This is a genomic window from Sphingobacterium paludis (genome assembly GCF_004364125.1).
Classification (GTDB): Bacteria; Bacteroidota; Bacteroidia; order Sphingobacteriales; family Sphingobacteriaceae; genus Sphingobacterium; species Sphingobacterium paludis.
In genome coordinates this window covers 34,629-52,597 of record NZ_SNZV01000004.1, presented here as the reverse complement: position 1 = coordinate 52,597, position 17,969 = coordinate 34,629, and the positions used below count along the sequence as shown (strand labels likewise).

The following is a 17,969-nucleotide window of genomic DNA, read 5'->3' as shown; positions in this document are numbered from 1 at the left end:
TTTTAACCGACAATATGCTCCCACTGAGCATTATACGATTCTTTCTTCACCAATTCCAGGTCGGAAGCAACCATCTCTCTGACAAGCCCTGCTAAATCATACTGTGGTTCCCAGCCTAATTTTGTCTTAGATTTTGTAGGATCACCCAGCAGCAAATCCACCTCTGTAGGCCGGTAATACGTTGGGTCAATTTTTACAATGGTTTTGCCGATTTCCAGCTGATAGTCCGGGTTTGAACAAGAAACAACGGTGGCCACCTCGTTTTCTGCTTCGCCATCAAAAGCCAGCTCAACGCCCACTTCGGCAAAGGCAATCCGTACAAAGTCACGAACGGAGGTGGTTACCCCAGTAGCAATAACAAAATCTTCCGCCACATCTTGCTGTAGAATGCGCCACATAGCTTCTACATAATCTTTCGCATGGCCCCAATCGCGTAATGAATTCAAGTTGCCCAAGTACAAGCATTCCTGTTTGCCTAAAGCAATTGCCGCGGTAGCCATGGTAATTTTCCGGGTGACGAAGGTCTCGCCCCGACGCGGTGATTCGTGGTTGAATAACACACCATTGCAAGCGTACATATTATAAGCTTCACGGTAGTTTTTAGTAATCCAGAAACCGTAAATCTTGGCTACACCGTATGGAGAGCGTGGATAGAACGGTGAATTTTCATCATAGAAACCTTTTTCATTTTTATTTTCAGGCAAACCACCGTATAGCTCTGAGGTAGAAGCTTGATAGATACGGGTCTTTTTCTCCAAGCCCAAGATGCGAACCGCTTCCAGAATTCTTAACGTGCCTATACCGTCGACGTTGGCGACATATTCCGGGGAATCGAAAGAAACTTTCACATGTGACATTGCGCCAAGGTTATAGATCTCGTCGGGCTGCACTTCCTGAATAATGCGGATTAGATTCGTAGAATCCGTCAAATCACCATAATGCAATTTGAACCGTACATGTTGTTCGTGCTGATCAATGTATAAGTGGTCGATACGTTGCGTATTAAAGGAAGATGCCCTACGCTTGATACCATGTACCATGTACCCTTTTTCTAACAATAGCTCTGCCAGGTAAGAACCATCTTGTCCTGTAATTCCGGTTATTAGTGCTGATTTCATTTTTTTCGTATTTTAGTATGTAGTAGTTAGTATGCGTACTGAGATACTTCCTATGTTGACTTTATGATATTTCCGCGTCGCTACACGCTTCGCCATGACGCGCTATTTTTTATAACTTTACTTCTTTATAATTTTGTGTGTTCTGCAAGAACCAGGCGTAGGTTTTTTCAATTCCTTCATCCAGCTCGACTTTGTGCTTCCAACCCAAAGCGTGCATTTTTGAAATGTCCATTAATTTACGGGGTGTGCCATCCGGCTTACTGCTATCCCAGATAATTTCGCCCTCGTGGCCAACGGCCTTTTGAATGACTTCGGCCAGCTCCTTGATCGTCAAATCGACCCCTGTTCCAACGTTATATAGATAATCTGGCAATGCATTATCCAAAGCGAAAACCACAGCCTCCGCCAAGTCATCGACAAAAAGAAACTCGCGCATCGGTGTGCCCGAGCCCCAAAGGGTAACAGGCAGGTGGCCGCTTTCTTTGGCTTCATGAAACTTACGGATCATGGCAGGTAGCACATGAGATGTTTGGAGATCAAAGTTGTCATACGTGCCGTAAAGGTTAGTTGGCATTAAGCTTACGTAATCTTTACCAAATTGCTTGCGAATAGCTTCACAGGCTTTCACACCCGTTATCTTGGCAACGGCGTACCATTCGTTGGTAGGCTCTAAACTATCTGTTAGAAGATAGTCTTCTTTAAGCGGTTGAGGTGCAAATTTTGGATAGATACAGGAAGAACCTAGAAAAATAAACTTCTGCACATCCGTCTTTAACGAGGCATCAATTAAATTATTCTGAATTTGCATGTTTTCCATTAAAAATTGATACGGAAAATTATTGTTTGCCAAAATACCACCTACGCGGGCCGCTGCATCCACCACTACCTGCGGCTTTTCTTTTTCGAAAAAAGCGGCCACATCGGCTTGGTTGCGCAAATCTAATTCGGAAGATGTGCGAACGATCAAATTGCTATAGCCTTTTTGTTCCAGATTTCTTTTGATGGCACCGCCAACCATGCCTCGATGGCCTGCGATAAATATCTTTGTTTCTTTATTGATCATGGTCTCTAAGTGAAATCGTTACTTTTTCCAAAATTGCCAACGCTTCTTACGCTTGCCTTCCTGCCCGTAATCGCCGTAGCCGTAGCCATAACCATAGCCGTAACCATAGCCACTGTAGTAACCGCCTTTCTTCTGTACATCATTCACAACCAACTGGATTGGCTGTATTTTATTGGCGGTAACGAGGTCATTAGGAATGCGTAATTGCTCTTTATAGGTAAAGCCCTGACGCACTAGGTACAGGCAGCAATCTGCATAACGTGCCAAAAGTTGGGCATCAGTCACCATTCCTACGGGCGGCGCATCCATCAATATATAGTCATAGCGTTGATCAAGTTCTTGCATGAGCTCTTGCATGCGGCTATGCACTAACAACTCTGCTGGATTTGGAGGAATAGCTCCCGCTTGAATAAGGTCTACATTTTCGTGCGCTCCAGATGGCATAATGATTTCTTCTATACGCATGTCCGAACGAACAATGTAGTGCGAAAAACCTTTGCCGGATGGCAGTCCAAGTTTGGCCGTGATGGATGGTTTTCTTAAATCCAATTCCATAATCAAAACTTTCTTATCAAGTAGTGCAAGTGTGACCGCCAAGTTGAGTGCTACGTAGGACTTGCCTTCCCCCGACATGGAGGAGGTAAACAATATCGATTTCCCACCATTTAGTGCAAACTCTAAATTGGTTCGCATCGCGCGAAACTGTTCGGTAATGGGCGAGCGCGATGTCTTCGTCACAACGATTTGCTCAGCTTCATCGGAGTGCGATATGGTACCTAATATAGGTAACTGGTTGTATACTTTTACGTCGTCCAGATTACGTATACGCACATTCAATAGATCTTTCAACCAGATGACCAATGCGGGAATAAGTAACCCAAAGAAAATACCCAATACATACATGATCGTTGTCTTCGGCTCAAAAGGGGCGGTGTCTGCTTTTGGTGAATCAATGATTTTCGAGTTGGATACATTGGCGGTTCTACTGATCGCTGTCTCTTCCCATTTTTCTTGAAGAAAAATATACTGCGCCTGTTTGATTTGCTGCAAACGGGCTAAGTCGATAAACCCGCGCTCGATGGTTGGCACGCGTTGTATCTGTGATGTGACACGATTCGACAGTTGAACTTGGTTTTGTTTTGCTAATTCTAATTGTCGGCGCGACGAGGCTACGTTGGCAATCATGTCATTCCGTAGACCAGCGATTTGATTGGTAACGTTAATCACCAGCGGATTGTCTTCCGTATTCGCCAATAAGAGACGTTCACGCTGCAAGACCAGTTCGTTGTATTTTGTTGTCAATGCTGCGAAGGTACCGTCTTGTGACAAAACGGAAGACGGTACGACGCGAGGGTTACGCGTATCTGCCAGATAGGAGCTGATGGCATCCAAAGCAGAAAGTTGTGTTTCTGCCTCGGCAATGCTCTTCGTGTAACCGGATGAGTTTTCCAACAAAATACGGCTCTGTTCTCCAATATCTGACAATTGCGTATTTCTTTTGTAGCCCGATATGCGATCTTCTACACCAGAAAGTTCACTTGTGATTCGGCTTAAACGGGCATTGATAAACGATAGCGTCGAATCGGCCACGACGTTTTTGTCATGAAGGTTACGCTCGACATACTTGTCAATCAAGGTTCTCAACAATTTCTCTCCCCGAGAAGGAATTTGATGAACCATCGTTAAATCTATTGTGGAAACGTTTTTATTGGTGACAAACACATTCAACGACGCCTTTAGCGCCGCCACAGCAGACCTTACAGGCACGATACGAATCAAATATTCCTCCTGGTTCTCCAGGTTTGCGGAAGATCGGGTAATGCGCATTTTTCCAACACCGTCCAAGCTAAACACGGCATTTAGCGCGATTTCCGAAGTACGCTCTCCCTGTGACAACTGCACGTTTTCCCCTTCTAAGCCACTAACTTTTATTTCAACGACGGATTTGATAGAATCGGGATCACTCAACAATTCAACGGTATATGGTGTTTGTAAGACCGGCACGTTATGTATGCTGCCCACATGGAAATAGCTGATATAGGATTTCTCCTGCAATACAACTTCCCGCATTAAATCGCCCGTCTTTAAAATTTCAACTTCATTGTCGACGGAAGACTTTGTATTCATCAACCCAGACAGTTCGCCTAATGCCGAAGAGGAAAGGTCGCCCCCTTTTTGATCGTCAGATACGATGAGTTTCGCGCGTACATTGTATGATGGTACGCTGTAACGTGCTTTTGCAAAAGCTAAAGCAAACCCGAGCAAACCGCACAAAACAAACCAATGCCAATTAGCAGAAACTTTCCCAACGAAAATATGGAGCTTTTTGTTATCTGATTTTGGACTTTCAGACCCTACTTCGTCTTCCCAATCAATTTTAGTATTCTTCATAAATTTTCTTAAGATGCAACGTGTTGCAATAGATAAAAGCTGACGCTAATATTAAAAGAAGCGAGTTAAAACAAGCGTGATTATTGTCGCCAAAGAAGTTATTAAAGCAAATGTCTGTGTCCTGGACGCATTATTCATCTCGGATCTTGCTTTACCAGGTTCCACGTAGATGACGTCATTTTGCTTTAGATAGAAGTATGGTGATTGAAAAAGTTTCGAATCGTTTAGATTTAAACGTACCAACTCTTTCTCTCCACTTTTGTCGCGTATTAACAGAACATTTTCGCGTTTTCCGTAAATGGTCAAATCTCCGGCTAGACCGATTGCATCCAGTACGGAAACCTTTTCATTCGGCACGGTGTAAGCGGCCGGGCGAGCAACTTCTCCCAACACGGTTATTTTGTAATTCGCAAAACGAACGTGCACGGTGGGCTCTTTGTAAAACTGTCTAGCCTGCTCTAGAATACGCTCTCTCGCCTGATAGGTTGTTAATCCAGCAACCTGTACGGAGCCTATCATGGGGATTTGAATGCTTCCGTTTTTATCCACCAAAAATCCGGTGATCTGCTGTATCGATGTGCCATTTGCCGCGCTCTCATTAATTGCCTGATTAGCTACAGCTGCCGTTGTCGGATCAATGGTTTGGATAGTTACGCTTAATATGTCGTCAAACTGAATAACAGGTTCGGTAAACGCTGCCGCTTGCTTTGTGATGCGAGCAGAATCAACCGGCAAATCCTGAAAATAGGGAATGTTTTTAACGGCGCAACTGTTAAGAAAAAATAAGGCAATAAAGCCATACCATAGGGTGGAGTACTTTCTGGTGTCGGGATTGTTTTTCATGTTAATAATTCTTGTATTGTAGTTGTAGTCGTATATTAAATTTGTGCTATGTTGTGCAGTGAATCAGCAGCTGATTTTTAAGACTGCACTTTTTAAAATAGGGTTTGATGTTTTCCTTTTTAAGACCTCTTTCTAGCATCTGCACATGTCTTTCATGATGCGCATCAGTCCCTACAAAATCAATAAGTCCACGATCCAGCAGATATTTCGCTGTCTTTTTCTCACGTGATCCGTAATAGCCAAAAATGGACAAGATATTCAACTGCAAGAGGCAGCCTAAATCTTTGTAACGCTCTAAGGCTTTAGGATTTTCGTGGTAAAATACATAACGCTCAGGATGCGCCAAGATTGGCCGGTATCCTTTGATCTGTAAATCGAATATGACTTTTTCAATGTTTTTGCTTTCTTGGATATAAGACATCTCAATAAGCACATGCTTGCCGGGCAATGTAAGAAGGGGTTCCTCTTCGCGTTCTAAGCGACGTTCGAAATGACCATCGACCATATACTCAGCAGCATAACCAGCAAAACTATCGGATGGGCTGCCTTGCTGCAGCGTCGCATAAGCTCCATCTATACTACTGTGCGTATTTGGATACATATCCTGATAGATGTGCGGGGTAAAATAGAAGGTCTGCAGACCTAAGGCTGATAAGCGGCTTAACAAACTCAAACTATCTTCTGCCGTTTTGCACCCATCATCAATACCCGGCAAAATATGCGAATGCATATCCACCTGAAGCCATTCTAGCGTATTGGTTTTTGGGTTTCGGTTGAAGATATTAAACATGTTTGTTTTTTTTAAAGCGAGTCCGCACCTAGCGCGACTTCCTTTACTTTTAAAATTGTTAAGACCGATAGGACGCTTACGTTGTCTACTCGACTTTTTCGAGAAGCCTATGCCGAAGCAGCACTATGCTATCCTGATCAGGCTCCAGCGTTTCCCTGCTTATCGTAAGAAATATCCGGCAGGAGCGACCTGCCGGGATATTCCCCTACAATTACAAGTTTAACACTTGAGATCTTGCTGGCTCTTACGAGCCGTTTTTATATTGTATTATAGGCCTTTACACTCCTCGGTCAAGATCGCCAAGTTTGTAGCGCCTGCTTTCTCACCGATGATATCACCCGGCTGTATACCGACCGTTGCTATATTGCTTTCTGTAACGGTTTTAGCACCTACAACCTTCGTTCTGTTTTTCCATGTCGCGCGGAAATCATAGCGCGTTCCATCTGCTTTTAAAAGAGTGGTAGATAAGAATCCGTTGTTGACTTCACCCAAGTATGACCAGCGTGATGTTCCGGTTACGCGGTACTCCATCTGGAATGTTGGTAATAACGTGATGGGCGTAGTATTCGTTGGACAGCGAACATATAACTGTAAGGTTACGAAGGTGCCTGGTGGATTTGGTATCGCAAGTTGGGTCGTGGTACCACATGCGGCCAACGGTCCTTGCGCTACGACTGTACCGCTTGTATTGCGCACGACAATTGTCACATCGTTAGCAGGCAAATTTTGCAATGCAATAGTTTGGTTGCCTTGGCTTACCGAGAATGTACGTGTACTGATTAACTGTCCGTGGTGCAACGCTTCTACCGTAACAGGATAGGTAAAGCCTTGGGCAATCCATTCGCCCGTAAACGTAATTTCGCTGACAGCCGCACAAGATTCGATAAACTCTCCGCCCACAAAGGTTGTTAAGTGGTCTGTTGCAAAACTCAAGTTATACCCTGAACCCGCAGAACCTGTTACCGTCGCTGTCTGCTGATAGGTCCAAACAGGATCTGATGGCGTGAAGCTATACGATACAAGCTGTGTAGTTGGGCTTAGTGCTGCACCTGTGCTCAGCTGGAAGTCTGGACTAACGTCCATCGTTATCTGGATCGGTTGGCTGAATTGGCGAACTGCTACGCCGCCTACATTCATATCGATGGTTGTCGCAGCTGCAGGATTAAACGTGCCGGAACTTGTAGAGCCGTCCGGGCCGATCACCCCTTCTGCCTGCAAACTTCCACCTGGAAATAAAGCCAAAGCTTCTTCGCTCAATGCGTCGAATCCAAGTGTGTTTACGGTCAACGTACCGCCTTGGATAACATTGCCATTAGCATCTAAGAATTGTGTGCCTGCTGGGATAGCGATACTGATCTCGACCCCGGAAGAATTATCGGAAGCGCCAACAGTAACTGCCGAGGTGGTTGCACCATTAGCGCCCAAAGCAACTGTCTGTGTATTGGAAGCCGCACCATCTGGAAGATTCATAGGCCTAACTAAGCGCACCGCTTGGACACCATTGTTTACATTGCTGATAGCTACAGTCACTATTTGTGTAGTATACCCTGCTGCCGCAATCTCCACTTGGAAAGTAACGGGTGCACCGGGCATCACCTCACGGTTTGGATTCACACCAAATTCTACAAAACCATTGGTCAATTGAAAGGTTTTCCTACCTTCCAAATTGTATATATCATCTACATCGCCACCAATTAAACGAATCGTGGCGCTGCCCACATCTGAGCCATCTGCTCCCGCTACCTGCAGAACTGCCGAGTGCTTAATCACTTCGGTACTGATCTGCAGATTAAAGTCCTTTAGTGGACTTTCACATGACGCCACTGCTCCTAAAAGAGTAAACGCCATGGTATATATTGCTAATTTCTTGAATTTCATAATCACGATAATTTAAATGCCCCTACCAAAATCTGTAGCTAAAACCTACCTCAACACGCGGTAAATAGCGGTAGTTTTGAATATTGTTTTGAATCGTAGCCGCATTGTTCACGTTTTCTTCCAGTAGGCCAGTCGCCTCCATAGTCACCGTTGGCTTTGAAAGGTAGTAAGCACCCAAGTCAATGCTCACAGAAAACCGGCTATCTAAGACAATGTTACTCCAGCCAATGCCGGCATAGGGATTAACGGTTTCTTTCCAGTTGATGTTTGTTGTGATATCACCAACTACGGCAGGGTTTACATGAATATCACCGTAGGTATAATGCTCTGCTAAGCGTGTTGTCAATTTACCATTTAGGTCAAAGAAATATGCCCCACCCACTTGCACATTAAAGCTGCGGAAGAACCCACGATTCTGCGAAAATGGCGCCCAGCCTACCATCAAGGATACGTTGTTCGCTTTTGCAGACACGTCAGATCGCAGATCACGATTGCTGTAGTTGCCGGTAATGTGTGTATTGAAAGGCATAATGGAGCCGCCTAAACGAAGGCCAAAGTGTTTGCCTAAAGGCTGGTAAATGTGCAGCCCAACGCCCGCGGTTCCCACGTGCACCCCCAGTGCAAATGGATTCGGATAGCCATGCTCGTAAGCCGACTCCGGGATACTGTCCCGCTCTCCTTCCGAAGCGACCGCCATGGTGGTAGCAGCGAACGTCAGAAAGCTTATCAGCATCATAGCGAAATAAGTAAATCTGTTTTTCATAGGTATTTCTAAATAGGTATTTAATGTATCTGGTTTTTTAATATGCGTTCTTTTCCCCTTTGACCATATTGATTGCGGTCATGCATACAATTTTAAAATCGAGCATCGCTGACCAGTTGCTCATGTATTCGATATCAAACTCGACTCTTTTCGCCATCAACTCCGGCTCTTTAGTTTCACCCCGATAACCGTTAACCTGTGCCCATCCTGTGATACCCGGCTTCACGAACTGACGCACCATATAATGTTGAATAAGTTGGCTGTAGTGCTCGGTGTGCGACAACATATGCGGACGGGGCCCCACAACGCTCATTTGACCCAAGAATACATTGATAAACTGCGGAAACTCATCCAAATTTGTTTTTCGTAAAAAAGCACCAATTGGTGTAATGCGCTTATCGCCTTTGGTCGCTTGTTTGTTTCCCGACTCTTTATTGATCACCATACTGCGAAACTTGTAACAGCCAAATGACTTATTGTTTCGCCCTGAACGTGGCTGTTTAAAGAAAATCGGCCCCGGACTTTGGATTTTGATAATGATGCCAATTATTGGAATTAACCAACTTAAAATAAAGATGATGACCATACTGGAGATAAAAAGATCAACCAGACGTTTCTTTATCCTGTTCTCCATAGTGGACAAAGATTCATCATGGGAACGCAATACAGGAAGCTGCATAGTGACCGGCGCGGCGTTGGCAGCACCATAATTGATACTGGCTGTAACGGCCGGAACGAAGTTTAACTGCAAGCATTGATGGTCTGCAGCCATTATTAACTCGGTACTCAAACTGCTCATATCTGGTGTGCTAACAAGAAATACATCATGTATGCCCAGCTTTGATACTTCTTCAAAATAGCGTTTGAATTGGGCAACCTTTTCCTCTTTAGTAGCCGTTTCCAATGCATCGTGGTATTGGATGGTATCTACACTATAAAATGGATTACTCTGTGAAAAGTTACCTGCAAAAGGCGCCAAATGTGTATTATGACCAATCAAAGCGACTCGTTTACTCCATTTAAGTCGTCGAGGAAGGACTGTATAAACGTAGGTCAATAAGAATCGAGAAAGCGCAGCGTAAAAAAACACGCTAGCCCAAACTGCCCCTAGAAAATAGTAAACCCCGGAAAATGCATGCCCTATAAGCGTACATCCCGTAAATATGATCAGCAAGGTCACGACACTGCGCACAGTCATCCTAAAAACCCCTTCCAACCGCTCGATCGTGATATCTGCATAAAGCTTGAAAAACATGGCCGACACCACAGCAATAAGGTTAAACATCATCCACAGGGAGAAGTAGTTACTGCTCATTACCTCTGTTGCGTCTACCAGGCTATAGGCTGTCACCAAAGAAAAGGCAACTACAAAAGCAATGTTTAAACATACGGCGTCAGTCATGACGAGCAGTATTTTTAAAAATGCTAACACGCGGTTTTGGACATATCTATGCATATTCTACAAGATTAATTATGTTTTTCATCAGCTTACGAACATGAAAAAACTACAAAAACAAAGTAAGTCCTATAAATAAACCAAGAATCGTAAAGGTTAACATACAGGCAAAACGGTGACACGCAGACATTTTTTTACAATGCCTAAATCAACAAATCAAAAACGCATATGTATAGTTAACACGAATTTAACACGTTACATATCACTTTTTGATTCTTCCCGAAAAGAATGCCTTCGAAATGATTATTCTCTGTTTTTTTTGTTTTTCAGTTTAGTAAACACTAATTTCTTTTCAAATTTTCATAAGTACAGCTATTCACAATAATTATAGCTTAGATCGATGTTTTTCGCCGTACACTACCCATGGAATTCAATCCACTCGGTGTTAATCTTTAAATTGTAGACCCAAATATAGCTATATTTTGTAAACATTATGCTATATAATCACTAATTTTATATTAAATCTATATTATCTGTGCAAAAACCGCATTTCTAATATAAAAAACGGTATAAAAAATATTTTTTTGATTCGTTATATTGTAACATTCGGCGTTGAAGTCTATGTTACAGTCGTTTCTCAGCAGGTATTCTTGTTTTTCATTTTGGCGCTCCTTGACTACTCATAAGAAGCTTGTAGCATTATGGCCACAAAAATAGAATTTTTCAGAGACTCTTCAACAACAAAATTCAAAAAACTTTCCACTGATACTGATACGTAATCCGCTCATAATCCCTGAAGGGCTTCATTGGCGGGCATCTAAGGCAAGATGGGGCTCTTCAAATTAACAAGCTAAAGATGAATGTCATACACAAAACTAGACTAAAGTATAGGGTGTATTACTTCATTAGATACCGTTTCATAAAGCGATTGATCCACTTGAGTTAGATTTGGCTTAATTGAACATAATACATTAGGACACAATACAAACGTTACAACATATTATAACAAAGATCACCTTTTAGTCAATAATAATTGCTAAATTTGAAGCATCGTTTCTCTCCCCGGGAAACATAATTTTCATAAGCAGTGAAAGGGTCGTGAAAACGGCCCTTTTATATGGTAAAATTCTCTAGCTCTTCCTTCTTTAATATTACATTTACAGATACACCAGACGTAAATTGCAACCTCATACAGATGGCCTCCAATAAGTTGCGTAGCAAGAACCCCACTATCGGCGCTGAAAGCCGCATTAAAAGACCTACGCTAGACGAGCAGCTGTCATAGTGAAGCTGAGAATTATGGCGGAAAGTGAAATAAAAAAGCACAGGCCTCCTTTTCTAGGAACAGAAGGACCATGTGCTAAAGGAAAGACAGCTCTGATAAATGGGGACAGTCTCCCACCACAGACACCAAGCCCCCTAGGAAGCTGCCTATATATTAGGATTGGTTTGTCCTGAAGATGCAAATAATGCGCGTTAAGCGTCTACACGCTGACGAGCGGTGACAAGGGTTTTATTTTTAATCTTATTGGCGAAGTACGGTGACAGGTCTTGCTTTCCAACAAAATGTTCAATAGCTTTCACATGCCGTTCGTAGTGAACGTCAGTTCCTAAAAAATCGACCATACCCGCATCTAACAAGTGTTTAACCACCTGCTTTTCTTTGGAGCCGTAGTAGCCGTAGCAGGACAACAATCCTACCTGCAATAAACAACCTAGATCTTTAAACGCTTTCAACGGACTGCTATCGTAATGATAATATACGTAGCGCTCAACATTAGCTAGTATCGGCACAAACCCTTTTATCACTAATGCATTGATGACCTGTTTAATGAATACACTTTCGCTGAAGTACGCCATCCCAATAAGGACATAGTTTTCATGCAGCGGCAACAGCGAATTCGTTTGGGTCAAGACTTGTTGCAGGAGTGCTTTGTCAACGGCATATTGCGCCGCATAATCCAGCTGTACATGTTGGAGCTGCGCTGCGTGCTGCAATGCCTGGTAAGCCGAAAGGATTTGCATGTTACTATTTGGATAGATCTCTTGCTGCACATGGGGCGTGCAGTAAAACTGATTGATTCCCTGTTTGTGCAGGCGCGATATCATGACGATACTTTCATCGATAGACCTGCTTCCATCGTCGAGGCCTGGAAGAAGGTGACTATGCATGTCGACGGACATCCAGCTAAGATCATGATAGTGGGGTTTGCGGTTAAAGATAGAAAACATGGGGTTTGGGGTTTAGGTTTTAGGATGAATGGCTAATATCGGGTCTACATATGTTGAAGGGTAGGAGGCGTAGTTGATTTCTGTTCTGTGCGGTGGACGCTATGTAACTTAGTTAATATACCGCCAACTAAGGCTCTGATATGCTTCTTTTCGGCTTTCTGTTCTTCGGCGATACGCCGCTGGCAAGCTCCTTCACTAACCATTTCTAATAGATCTCGTTCCGTATCGGACAATGTAGGAGCGTCTTTTCGGGCCTGCGTATATCGTCGACCAAAATAGCGTAACAAAAGACGGGCGAGTTCTGGATTAAGCCAGTAATTATCCTGCATATGGGAAGAAAGCCGCTGCTCCATAATAGGCAAAGGTAAATGCTCAGGCATAAAGGCCGTTGCACCATGACATAGCCCCTGAAAGATAGTGTTCTTCTGCTCTAGTGGGGCGAGCAATACGATTTTGGTAGCTATAGACCGGCTCTTCAGTTCATTGAGCAACGTTTGCACAGCTTCTTGAGCCGGTGTTAAGCCACACAGTACGACATCGTACTCATTCCTCCCCAGGATATTGTAAAAATCGCTTACACTGCTAGCTGAAGTAATGGGATCGAATTTGGCTGACTTTTTGAAATAATCGGATAGTCGTTGCCGATACATAGGTCGACTATCGATCAGAGCCATGCTGCTCGTAGTTAGATTAATCATTGTTCTTCAGTAGGTGATCGTCAAAATTAGCTCACCATAACGGAAGTTTTCCCACCCAAAAGGGTGGGATTTAAAATAAAGTTGCTATGCTCATGTAGTCGCCTGCTGCTAATCGGCTCCTATCGAAAAAAGAGAACCTTAACTTGAAGAATTTAAGCGAACATCACGCTGAGAATAAACGCTTTAAGCACTGACCAGATGGCTTACTGCTCTAAATAAAGTGCTGCATTTACTACAGGTGCAGCTGGATATAAAACCGACGGGTAGACACCTATTGACACAAGATTACGGATGCTTTGGCGCACCTCCTCCTTATCTTCCTTATACGTAACACCAAACCATTGCGACGAAGTAGGCAATACTTTAAACTTTGCTAATCCCATTTTTGCCATATAATCAGGAATCGACGGAATGAAGAACTCTGCTTTGGGATTGTGCTTATTGTTTTGGACAAAATCTGGGAACAGCGAACGGGCGACATCGATGATCTTTGGCGTAAAACCCCAAAAATTCATAGAAACCAATGTATGTTCAGGAATAGTATATTCCCGCTCGTTTTCTTTATAAACTATTGCTTCGCTATCGGCATCAGCACCTCGGTAAATATTTGTTCTTTCGGTAACGCCCTCCATGTATCCTGCATCATTCATTGCACAAACGCCGCGCGATACGTAGCCATGCTCAGAAAGCGTATTGCCGATCTCAAAACCGACCAATGCCATTTCTTCGTCATTGGCTTGCGTAGTTAAAAAATCATACATTTTTTTGAAAGCATCATAGCCGTAAAAGTCATCGGCATTGATAACACAAAACGGTCGATCAATTTCTTTTTCCGCACTCATCACGGCGTGCGCCGTGCCCCAAGGCTTTTCACGCTCCACCACCGTATCGATTCCAAATTTCTTTAAATCGAAATCTTGAAAAGCATAGGCCACATCGATTTTGCCGCGAAGCTTGCGATCAAAGCTTTTCTTCATCACCGGCAAAAACTCTTCGCGGATCACAAAAACCACTTTGCCAAATCCCGCGCGGATAGCATCGTGGATAGAATAATCAATTATTGTTTCTTCATTTGGACCGAAACCATCGACTTGTTTTGCTGAACCGTAGCGACTAGCCATACCTGCGGCTAGGATAACTAATATAGGACTATGATGTGCGTTGTTCATTCTATGGGAATTCTTTACTATATTTTTGAATTAAGTTGATTGCTCTCTATAAGCAAAACTGATGCCATAGCCCTAGCATACGGAAAGCGTTTTAATGAGTAGAAAACGTCTAAACCTACTACGTTAAACGGGGAGCTTGGTTAGCAGCAAGCGTAGGATATTGTTATCAACTTGGTATTGCGATTTATGAGACACTAGCCAATCGCATTGTAATGAGAGCGACCATTATCGATTTCATCCACTAGGGATGCATTGCGTATAGGACAGGTGTCCAACAGTTCACGAACCGGATATTTCGCAACAACCTCTTCCAAAGCAGCTAAATGTTTGCCATGGTGTAAGTCCGTTCCAACGAAATCATACATCCCCGATTTAATCATGGTGAGTGCTGCGACTTTCACCTCTGTGCCATAATACCGACTTATAGAAAGCAAATTTAGCTGAAGAAGACAGCCCGCATCTTTAATCTTCTTATACATATCGAAGTTATGGTGATAATAATTGTAGCGCTCTGGATGAGCGAGAATAGGCTTGTAGCCCAGCATCTGTATATCGTATATTGTCTTAAATAATGCGTTAGATTCTGCTAAATAGGACATTTCAATTAAAACATAGCCGCCGGGCATAACGCAAAGACGATCGTGGGCGATCATTTTGGCCAACCCTTCATCAATCATATGTTCAGCAGCGGCAACCGTTTCTACAGAGAGATCACTCTGATCCAAGCCTAAACGCAGTTCTTGATGGGCATGCGCAATCGTCTCTCGGCTATTGGGATGCACACCTTCCATAATATGGGGCGTACTTATAAACTTTTTGAAACCTAGGTCATGTAGACCACGAATAAGTTTTAAAGATTGCTCCACCGATTGACTGCCATCGTCAATAGCTGGCAACAAATGGTTATGCATATCAACCTCGAGAAAAGCCAGCTTGCTAAATACTTTTATGTTAACATCTCTTTTGGATGTCCCAAATAGTTTTGTAAAAATACCCATAAACAGTATATCGTTTGTTCACTATTAAAACGTCTGCCAAACTCTATTCGCTACATAAATGGCAAATATTTAAAATAACCCGATTCCACCATGCTACAAAAATCGAACCGGTTTTTGTTTAGCGTTTACAAATAGCATTTCTACGAAAAATCGAGGGATATAAGCGCTGTAAAACAAAACACGCATCGATGGAAAATGATGCGTGTTTAAAATAGGTGTAGCTATTTAATAGCGATCCTGTTTTTTTCTAAAGACACCTTTGAATTTGGAAAGCAAACGTTTTCTAAGGGATGAGTTACCCATATCACCGTAGCCATAACCGTAGCCGTAGCCATAGCCATAACCTTTAGCAAAATCTACGTCATTCATCACAACCGCCATATTTTTCAACTTACCTTCCTCAAATAGTTCTTTTGGAACATTCAATAAACGCTTATCCAGGAAGTTAGCTCGCGCAACATATACGGTTAGATCGGCATTATGCGCAATTAATAGGGTGTCTGTAACCAAACTTACCGGAGCCGTATCGACTATTACATAGTCGTAATGTGCCTTGCCATATTGCAAAACATCATCGAAATGTCCATTCATCAATAATTCCGCTGGATTTGGCGCGACATAGCCGGAATAGATCACGTCGAACTGGTATTGACCGGGTTGTTTGATAATGATATTGTTGATATCCATCTCCGGATTTATCAAATACTGTGTGATGCCCACATTTGTATGTTGTAAATGCGACAAGCCTAAATAGTCTAATACTTTCGGGCTTCTAATATCGGCACCTACCAAAAGCACACGTTTTCCCGACATCGAAAGGATTCGCGCTAAATTGGTCGAAACAAAGGATTTTCCCTCACCGGATGTTGTCGAGGTAACGAATATAATCGCCGACTCTCGTTTGGCACCTAACATAAACGAGATATTAGTTCGTAAGATCCGGAATGCCTCAGCCAACGAGCTGCGATCGTTATCATGCACGATAGGGTCTTTGGAACTAGGGACTTCACCCAAAATAGGCGCCGCGAATTTAGCTTCAATGTCCTTCCTGGAGTGAATTTTATTATCAAGCAGAAATTTCAAGTATAGTATACCCAAGGGAATAATTGCACCAGTAATTAAAGCCACTAAAAGAATTATAGACTTTTTTGGAGCAACGGGCCGATTAGAGCTATAAGCTGCATCTATAACTTTTAAAATATCCGGCCGTGCCGTAGCCTTAATTTCGTTTTCCTCACGTTTTTGTAGCAAAAAAAGATAAATGGTTTCTACGATCTGCTGTTGGCGGGATATGTCTTTAAAGCCTAACTCCTGTCGAGGAGAACTAGAAATCCTTCCTTGGATCTCACTCTTTTTACTTTGCACGCTATTTAACGAAAGCTGCAAAGTTGAGCGATAGTTGTTTAAAGAGGTGTTTAGATTTTTGTTAAAATCACGAATGTTCTGCGTCAGGTTTTTTACAACCGGATTTTCCTCTGTTGAGCTTCGCAGTAAGTCTTCACGCTCGAGTACCAATCGGTTGTATTCAACTAAAGATTTTTCTATTGACTGATCCTGAAGACCTATGTTAGATGGTAATAATTGTAGTTCAGCATTATTTACAATGGATTCGCGCATATAATCGACCAACTGTAATTGGGTGCGCGCATCTAAAACTTGACGATCAATTTCGGTTAAATTGCGAAGGTTCATTTCCGCTTCTGCCTGCAAATCGGTCAAACTGTTTGATGTCTTAAAGTCTTCGACACGTTGGTCAGCTTTAGACAAATCTCGCCCAATAAGGTCTAAACGGCCATTTATAAATGTTGAGGTAGCCTTCGTTACCTTTGTTTTATCATCAGAGACATCTCTATTGTACATTTCGATAAGGCCGTTAATTATTGCACTAGCCTTGCCCCTTAGGGGACTAGTCATCGAAAAATTTACGATATAAGACTGCTTTTCCGTATTCGGTGTAATTACTAAACTTTTACCTAATACATCAACGACCTCCTCAATAGGATTAATTAGAACTTCAACAGTCGTTATGCCTTTACTCAGGACTTTAGCGTTAGGCGTAAAGATAACTACTCCAGCAGCTGTTTTAACAGGCTTTCCAAAAGCCAACCCGTCTACAGACTCTTTAGTGCGGCTATCAGTAAAAGTCACTTTCCCGTTTACCACTGAAAGTATAAATTTGGTTGAAGCGGACGTAATGTTTCCGTTAACAAAAGCGAGACGGACTGGGCTATCATCTTTCAGAACTTCAGCGGAACGAATTCCCTCACTTACGTAGTAAGAAACAGATAAATCTTGGTCAAGCACAACCTTTCTTGCAAGACGCCTAGATTTGAGAACGTCAATCTGATCCACTACGAATGCAGATGGCCCACCGCCGCCAGGGAAATTACTCAGCTCTGCTAGACCTGCCATTTCCCCTGTTGCTCGGTCTTCGTTTTCCAATAAAATTTTTGCATCTACCTTATACAAAGGTGTGGCATACCATAAATAAAAGACCGCGACAGTTATTGTTGCGACCATAGAGATTAAGAACCATTTCCAATAATAGGCATACTGTTCCACAATTTGCTTCAAATCAATCTCTTCTTCAGCGACCGGTTTACGTTCGTTCTTTTGTTGGATATTCATAT

At 42.8% G+C, this 17,969-nt stretch carries 14 protein-coding genes; 1 reads left to right on the top strand and 13 read right to left on the bottom strand.

The window, feature by feature from the left end:
- Window positions 1–2: 2 nt before the first annotated feature.
- The 8 genes from gmd to B0I21_RS08460 all read right to left on the bottom strand — a co-directional run bounded on the left by gmd (window position 3) and on the right by B0I21_RS08460 (window position 10,302).
- Window positions 3–1,118: a GDP-mannose 4,6-dehydratase gene (gene gmd / locus B0I21_RS08495; protein WP_133640054.1), complete on the bottom strand. Its 1,116-nt coding sequence runs from the start codon at window positions 1,116–1,118 to the stop codon at window positions 3–5.
- A gap of 109 nt (window positions 1,119–1,227) precedes the next feature.
- The gene (locus tag B0I21_RS08490) at window positions 1,228–2,178 is read right to left on the bottom strand and encodes a GDP-L-fucose synthase family protein (protein WP_133640369.1); all 951 of its coding nucleotides are present in this window, start codon (window positions 2,176–2,178) and stop codon (window positions 1,228–1,230) included.
- 21 nt (window positions 2,179–2,199) lie between these two features.
- The gene (locus B0I21_RS20375) at window positions 2,200–4,572 is read right to left on the bottom strand and encodes a GumC family protein (RefSeq protein WP_133640053.1); all 2,373 of its coding nucleotides are present in this window, start codon (window positions 4,570–4,572) and stop codon (window positions 2,200–2,202) included.
- A 51-nt stretch (window positions 4,573–4,623) separates the two neighbouring features.
- The gene (locus B0I21_RS08480) at window positions 4,624–5,415 is read right to left on the bottom strand and encodes a polysaccharide biosynthesis/export family protein (RefSeq protein ID WP_133640052.1); all 792 of its coding nucleotides are present in this window, start codon (window positions 5,413–5,415) and stop codon (window positions 4,624–4,626) included.
- Between the two features lie 46 nt (window positions 5,416–5,461).
- On the bottom strand, window positions 5,462–6,205 hold the full coding sequence (locus B0I21_RS08475) for a tyrosine-protein phosphatase (RefSeq protein ID WP_133640051.1): 744 nt from the start codon (window positions 6,203–6,205) through the stop codon (window positions 5,462–5,464).
- 267 nt (window positions 6,206–6,472) lie between these two features.
- Complete coding sequence (locus tag B0I21_RS08470; protein WP_133640050.1) at window positions 6,473–8,083, bottom strand: hypothetical protein; 1,611 nt, start codon at window positions 8,081–8,083, stop codon at window positions 6,473–6,475.
- A 22-nt stretch (window positions 8,084–8,105) separates the two neighbouring features.
- Window positions 8,106–8,846: a hypothetical protein gene (locus B0I21_RS08465; protein ID WP_133640049.1), complete on the bottom strand. Its 741-nt coding sequence runs from the start codon at window positions 8,844–8,846 to the stop codon at window positions 8,106–8,108.
- 37 nt (window positions 8,847–8,883) lie between these two features.
- On the bottom strand, window positions 8,884–10,302 hold the full coding sequence (locus B0I21_RS08460) for an exopolysaccharide biosynthesis polyprenyl glycosylphosphotransferase (protein ID WP_243835994.1): 1,419 nt from the start codon (window positions 10,300–10,302) through the stop codon (window positions 8,884–8,886).
- Window positions 10,303–11,359: 1,057 nt separating this feature from the next.
- Here B0I21_RS08460 and B0I21_RS20105 point away from each other — a divergent pair.
- A complete protein-coding gene (locus B0I21_RS20105; RefSeq protein WP_166637817.1) occupies window positions 11,360–11,527 on the top strand; it encodes a hypothetical protein in 168 nt (55 codons plus the stop codon).
- Window positions 11,528–11,718: 191 nt separating this feature from the next.
- On the opposite strand, the gene B0I21_RS08455 is transcribed toward B0I21_RS20105, so the two are convergent.
- The 5 genes from B0I21_RS08455 to B0I21_RS08435 form a co-directional block, all read right to left on the bottom strand.
- On the bottom strand, window positions 11,719–12,474 hold the full coding sequence (locus tag B0I21_RS08455) for a tyrosine-protein phosphatase (protein ID WP_133640048.1): 756 nt from the start codon (window positions 12,472–12,474) through the stop codon (window positions 11,719–11,721).
- Between the two features lie 44 nt (window positions 12,475–12,518).
- On the bottom strand, window positions 12,519–13,172 hold the full coding sequence (locus tag B0I21_RS08450) for a response regulator (protein ID WP_133640047.1): 654 nt from the start codon (window positions 13,170–13,172) through the stop codon (window positions 12,519–12,521).
- A gap of 203 nt (window positions 13,173–13,375) precedes the next feature.
- Window positions 13,376–14,341, bottom strand: coding sequence for a nucleotidyltransferase family protein (locus B0I21_RS08445; protein ID WP_133640046.1), 966 nt, complete (start codon window positions 14,339–14,341; stop codon window positions 13,376–13,378).
- 194 nt (window positions 14,342–14,535) lie between these two features.
- Complete coding sequence (locus tag B0I21_RS08440; protein ID WP_133640045.1) at window positions 14,536–15,339, bottom strand: tyrosine-protein phosphatase; 804 nt, start codon at window positions 15,337–15,339, stop codon at window positions 14,536–14,538.
- A gap of 225 nt (window positions 15,340–15,564) precedes the next feature.
- Window positions 15,565–17,967 (bottom strand): GumC family protein, encoded by a 2,403-nt coding sequence (locus tag B0I21_RS08435; protein ID WP_133640044.1) that lies wholly within the window; start codon window positions 17,965–17,967, stop codon window positions 15,565–15,567.
- Window positions 17,968–17,969 lie beyond the last annotated feature (2 nt).

Bases quoted from the DNA above. Each gene is read 5' to 3' on its own strand.
- B0I21_RS08455 (WP_133640048.1), bottom strand. From the start codon at position 12,474: ATGTTTTCTATCTTTAACCGCAAACCCCACTATCATGATCTTAGCTGG.
- B0I21_RS08440 (WP_133640045.1), bottom strand. From the start codon at position 15,339: ATGGGTATTTTTACAAAACTATTTGGGACATCCAAAAGAGATGTTAAC.
- B0I21_RS08465 (WP_133640049.1), bottom strand. From the start codon at position 8,846: ATGAAAAACAGATTTACTTATTTCGCTATGATGCTGATAAGCTTTCTG.
- B0I21_RS08480 (WP_133640052.1), bottom strand. From the start codon at position 5,415: ATGAAAAACAATCCCGACACCAGAAAGTACTCCACCCTATGGTATGGC.
- B0I21_RS08460 (WP_243835994.1), bottom strand. From the start codon at position 10,302: ATGCATAGATATGTCCAAAACCGCGTGTTAGCATTTTTAAAAATACTG.
- B0I21_RS08445 (WP_133640046.1), bottom strand. From the start codon at position 14,341: ATGAACAACGCACATCATAGTCCTATATTAGTTATCCTAGCCGCAGGT.
- B0I21_RS20375 (WP_133640053.1), bottom strand. From the start codon at position 4,572: ATGAAGAATACTAAAATTGATTGGGAAGACGAAGTAGGGTCTGAAAGT.
- B0I21_RS08435 (WP_133640044.1), bottom strand. From the start codon at position 17,967: ATGAATATCCAACAAAAGAACGAACGTAAACCGGTCGCTGAAGAAGAG.
- B0I21_RS08475 (WP_133640051.1), bottom strand. From the start codon at position 6,205: ATGTTTAATATCTTCAACCGAAACCCAAAAACCAATACGCTAGAATGG.
- B0I21_RS08470 (WP_133640050.1), bottom strand. From the start codon at position 8,083: ATGAAATTCAAGAAATTAGCAATATATACCATGGCGTTTACTCTTTTA.
- B0I21_RS20105 (WP_166637817.1), top strand. From the start codon at position 11,360: ATGGTAAAATTCTCTAGCTCTTCCTTCTTTAATATTACATTTACAGAT.
- B0I21_RS08450 (WP_133640047.1), bottom strand. From the start codon at position 13,172: ATGATTAATCTAACTACGAGCAGCATGGCTCTGATCGATAGTCGACCT.
- gmd (WP_133640054.1), bottom strand. From the start codon at position 1,118: ATGAAATCAGCACTAATAACCGGAATTACAGGACAAGATGGTTCTTAC.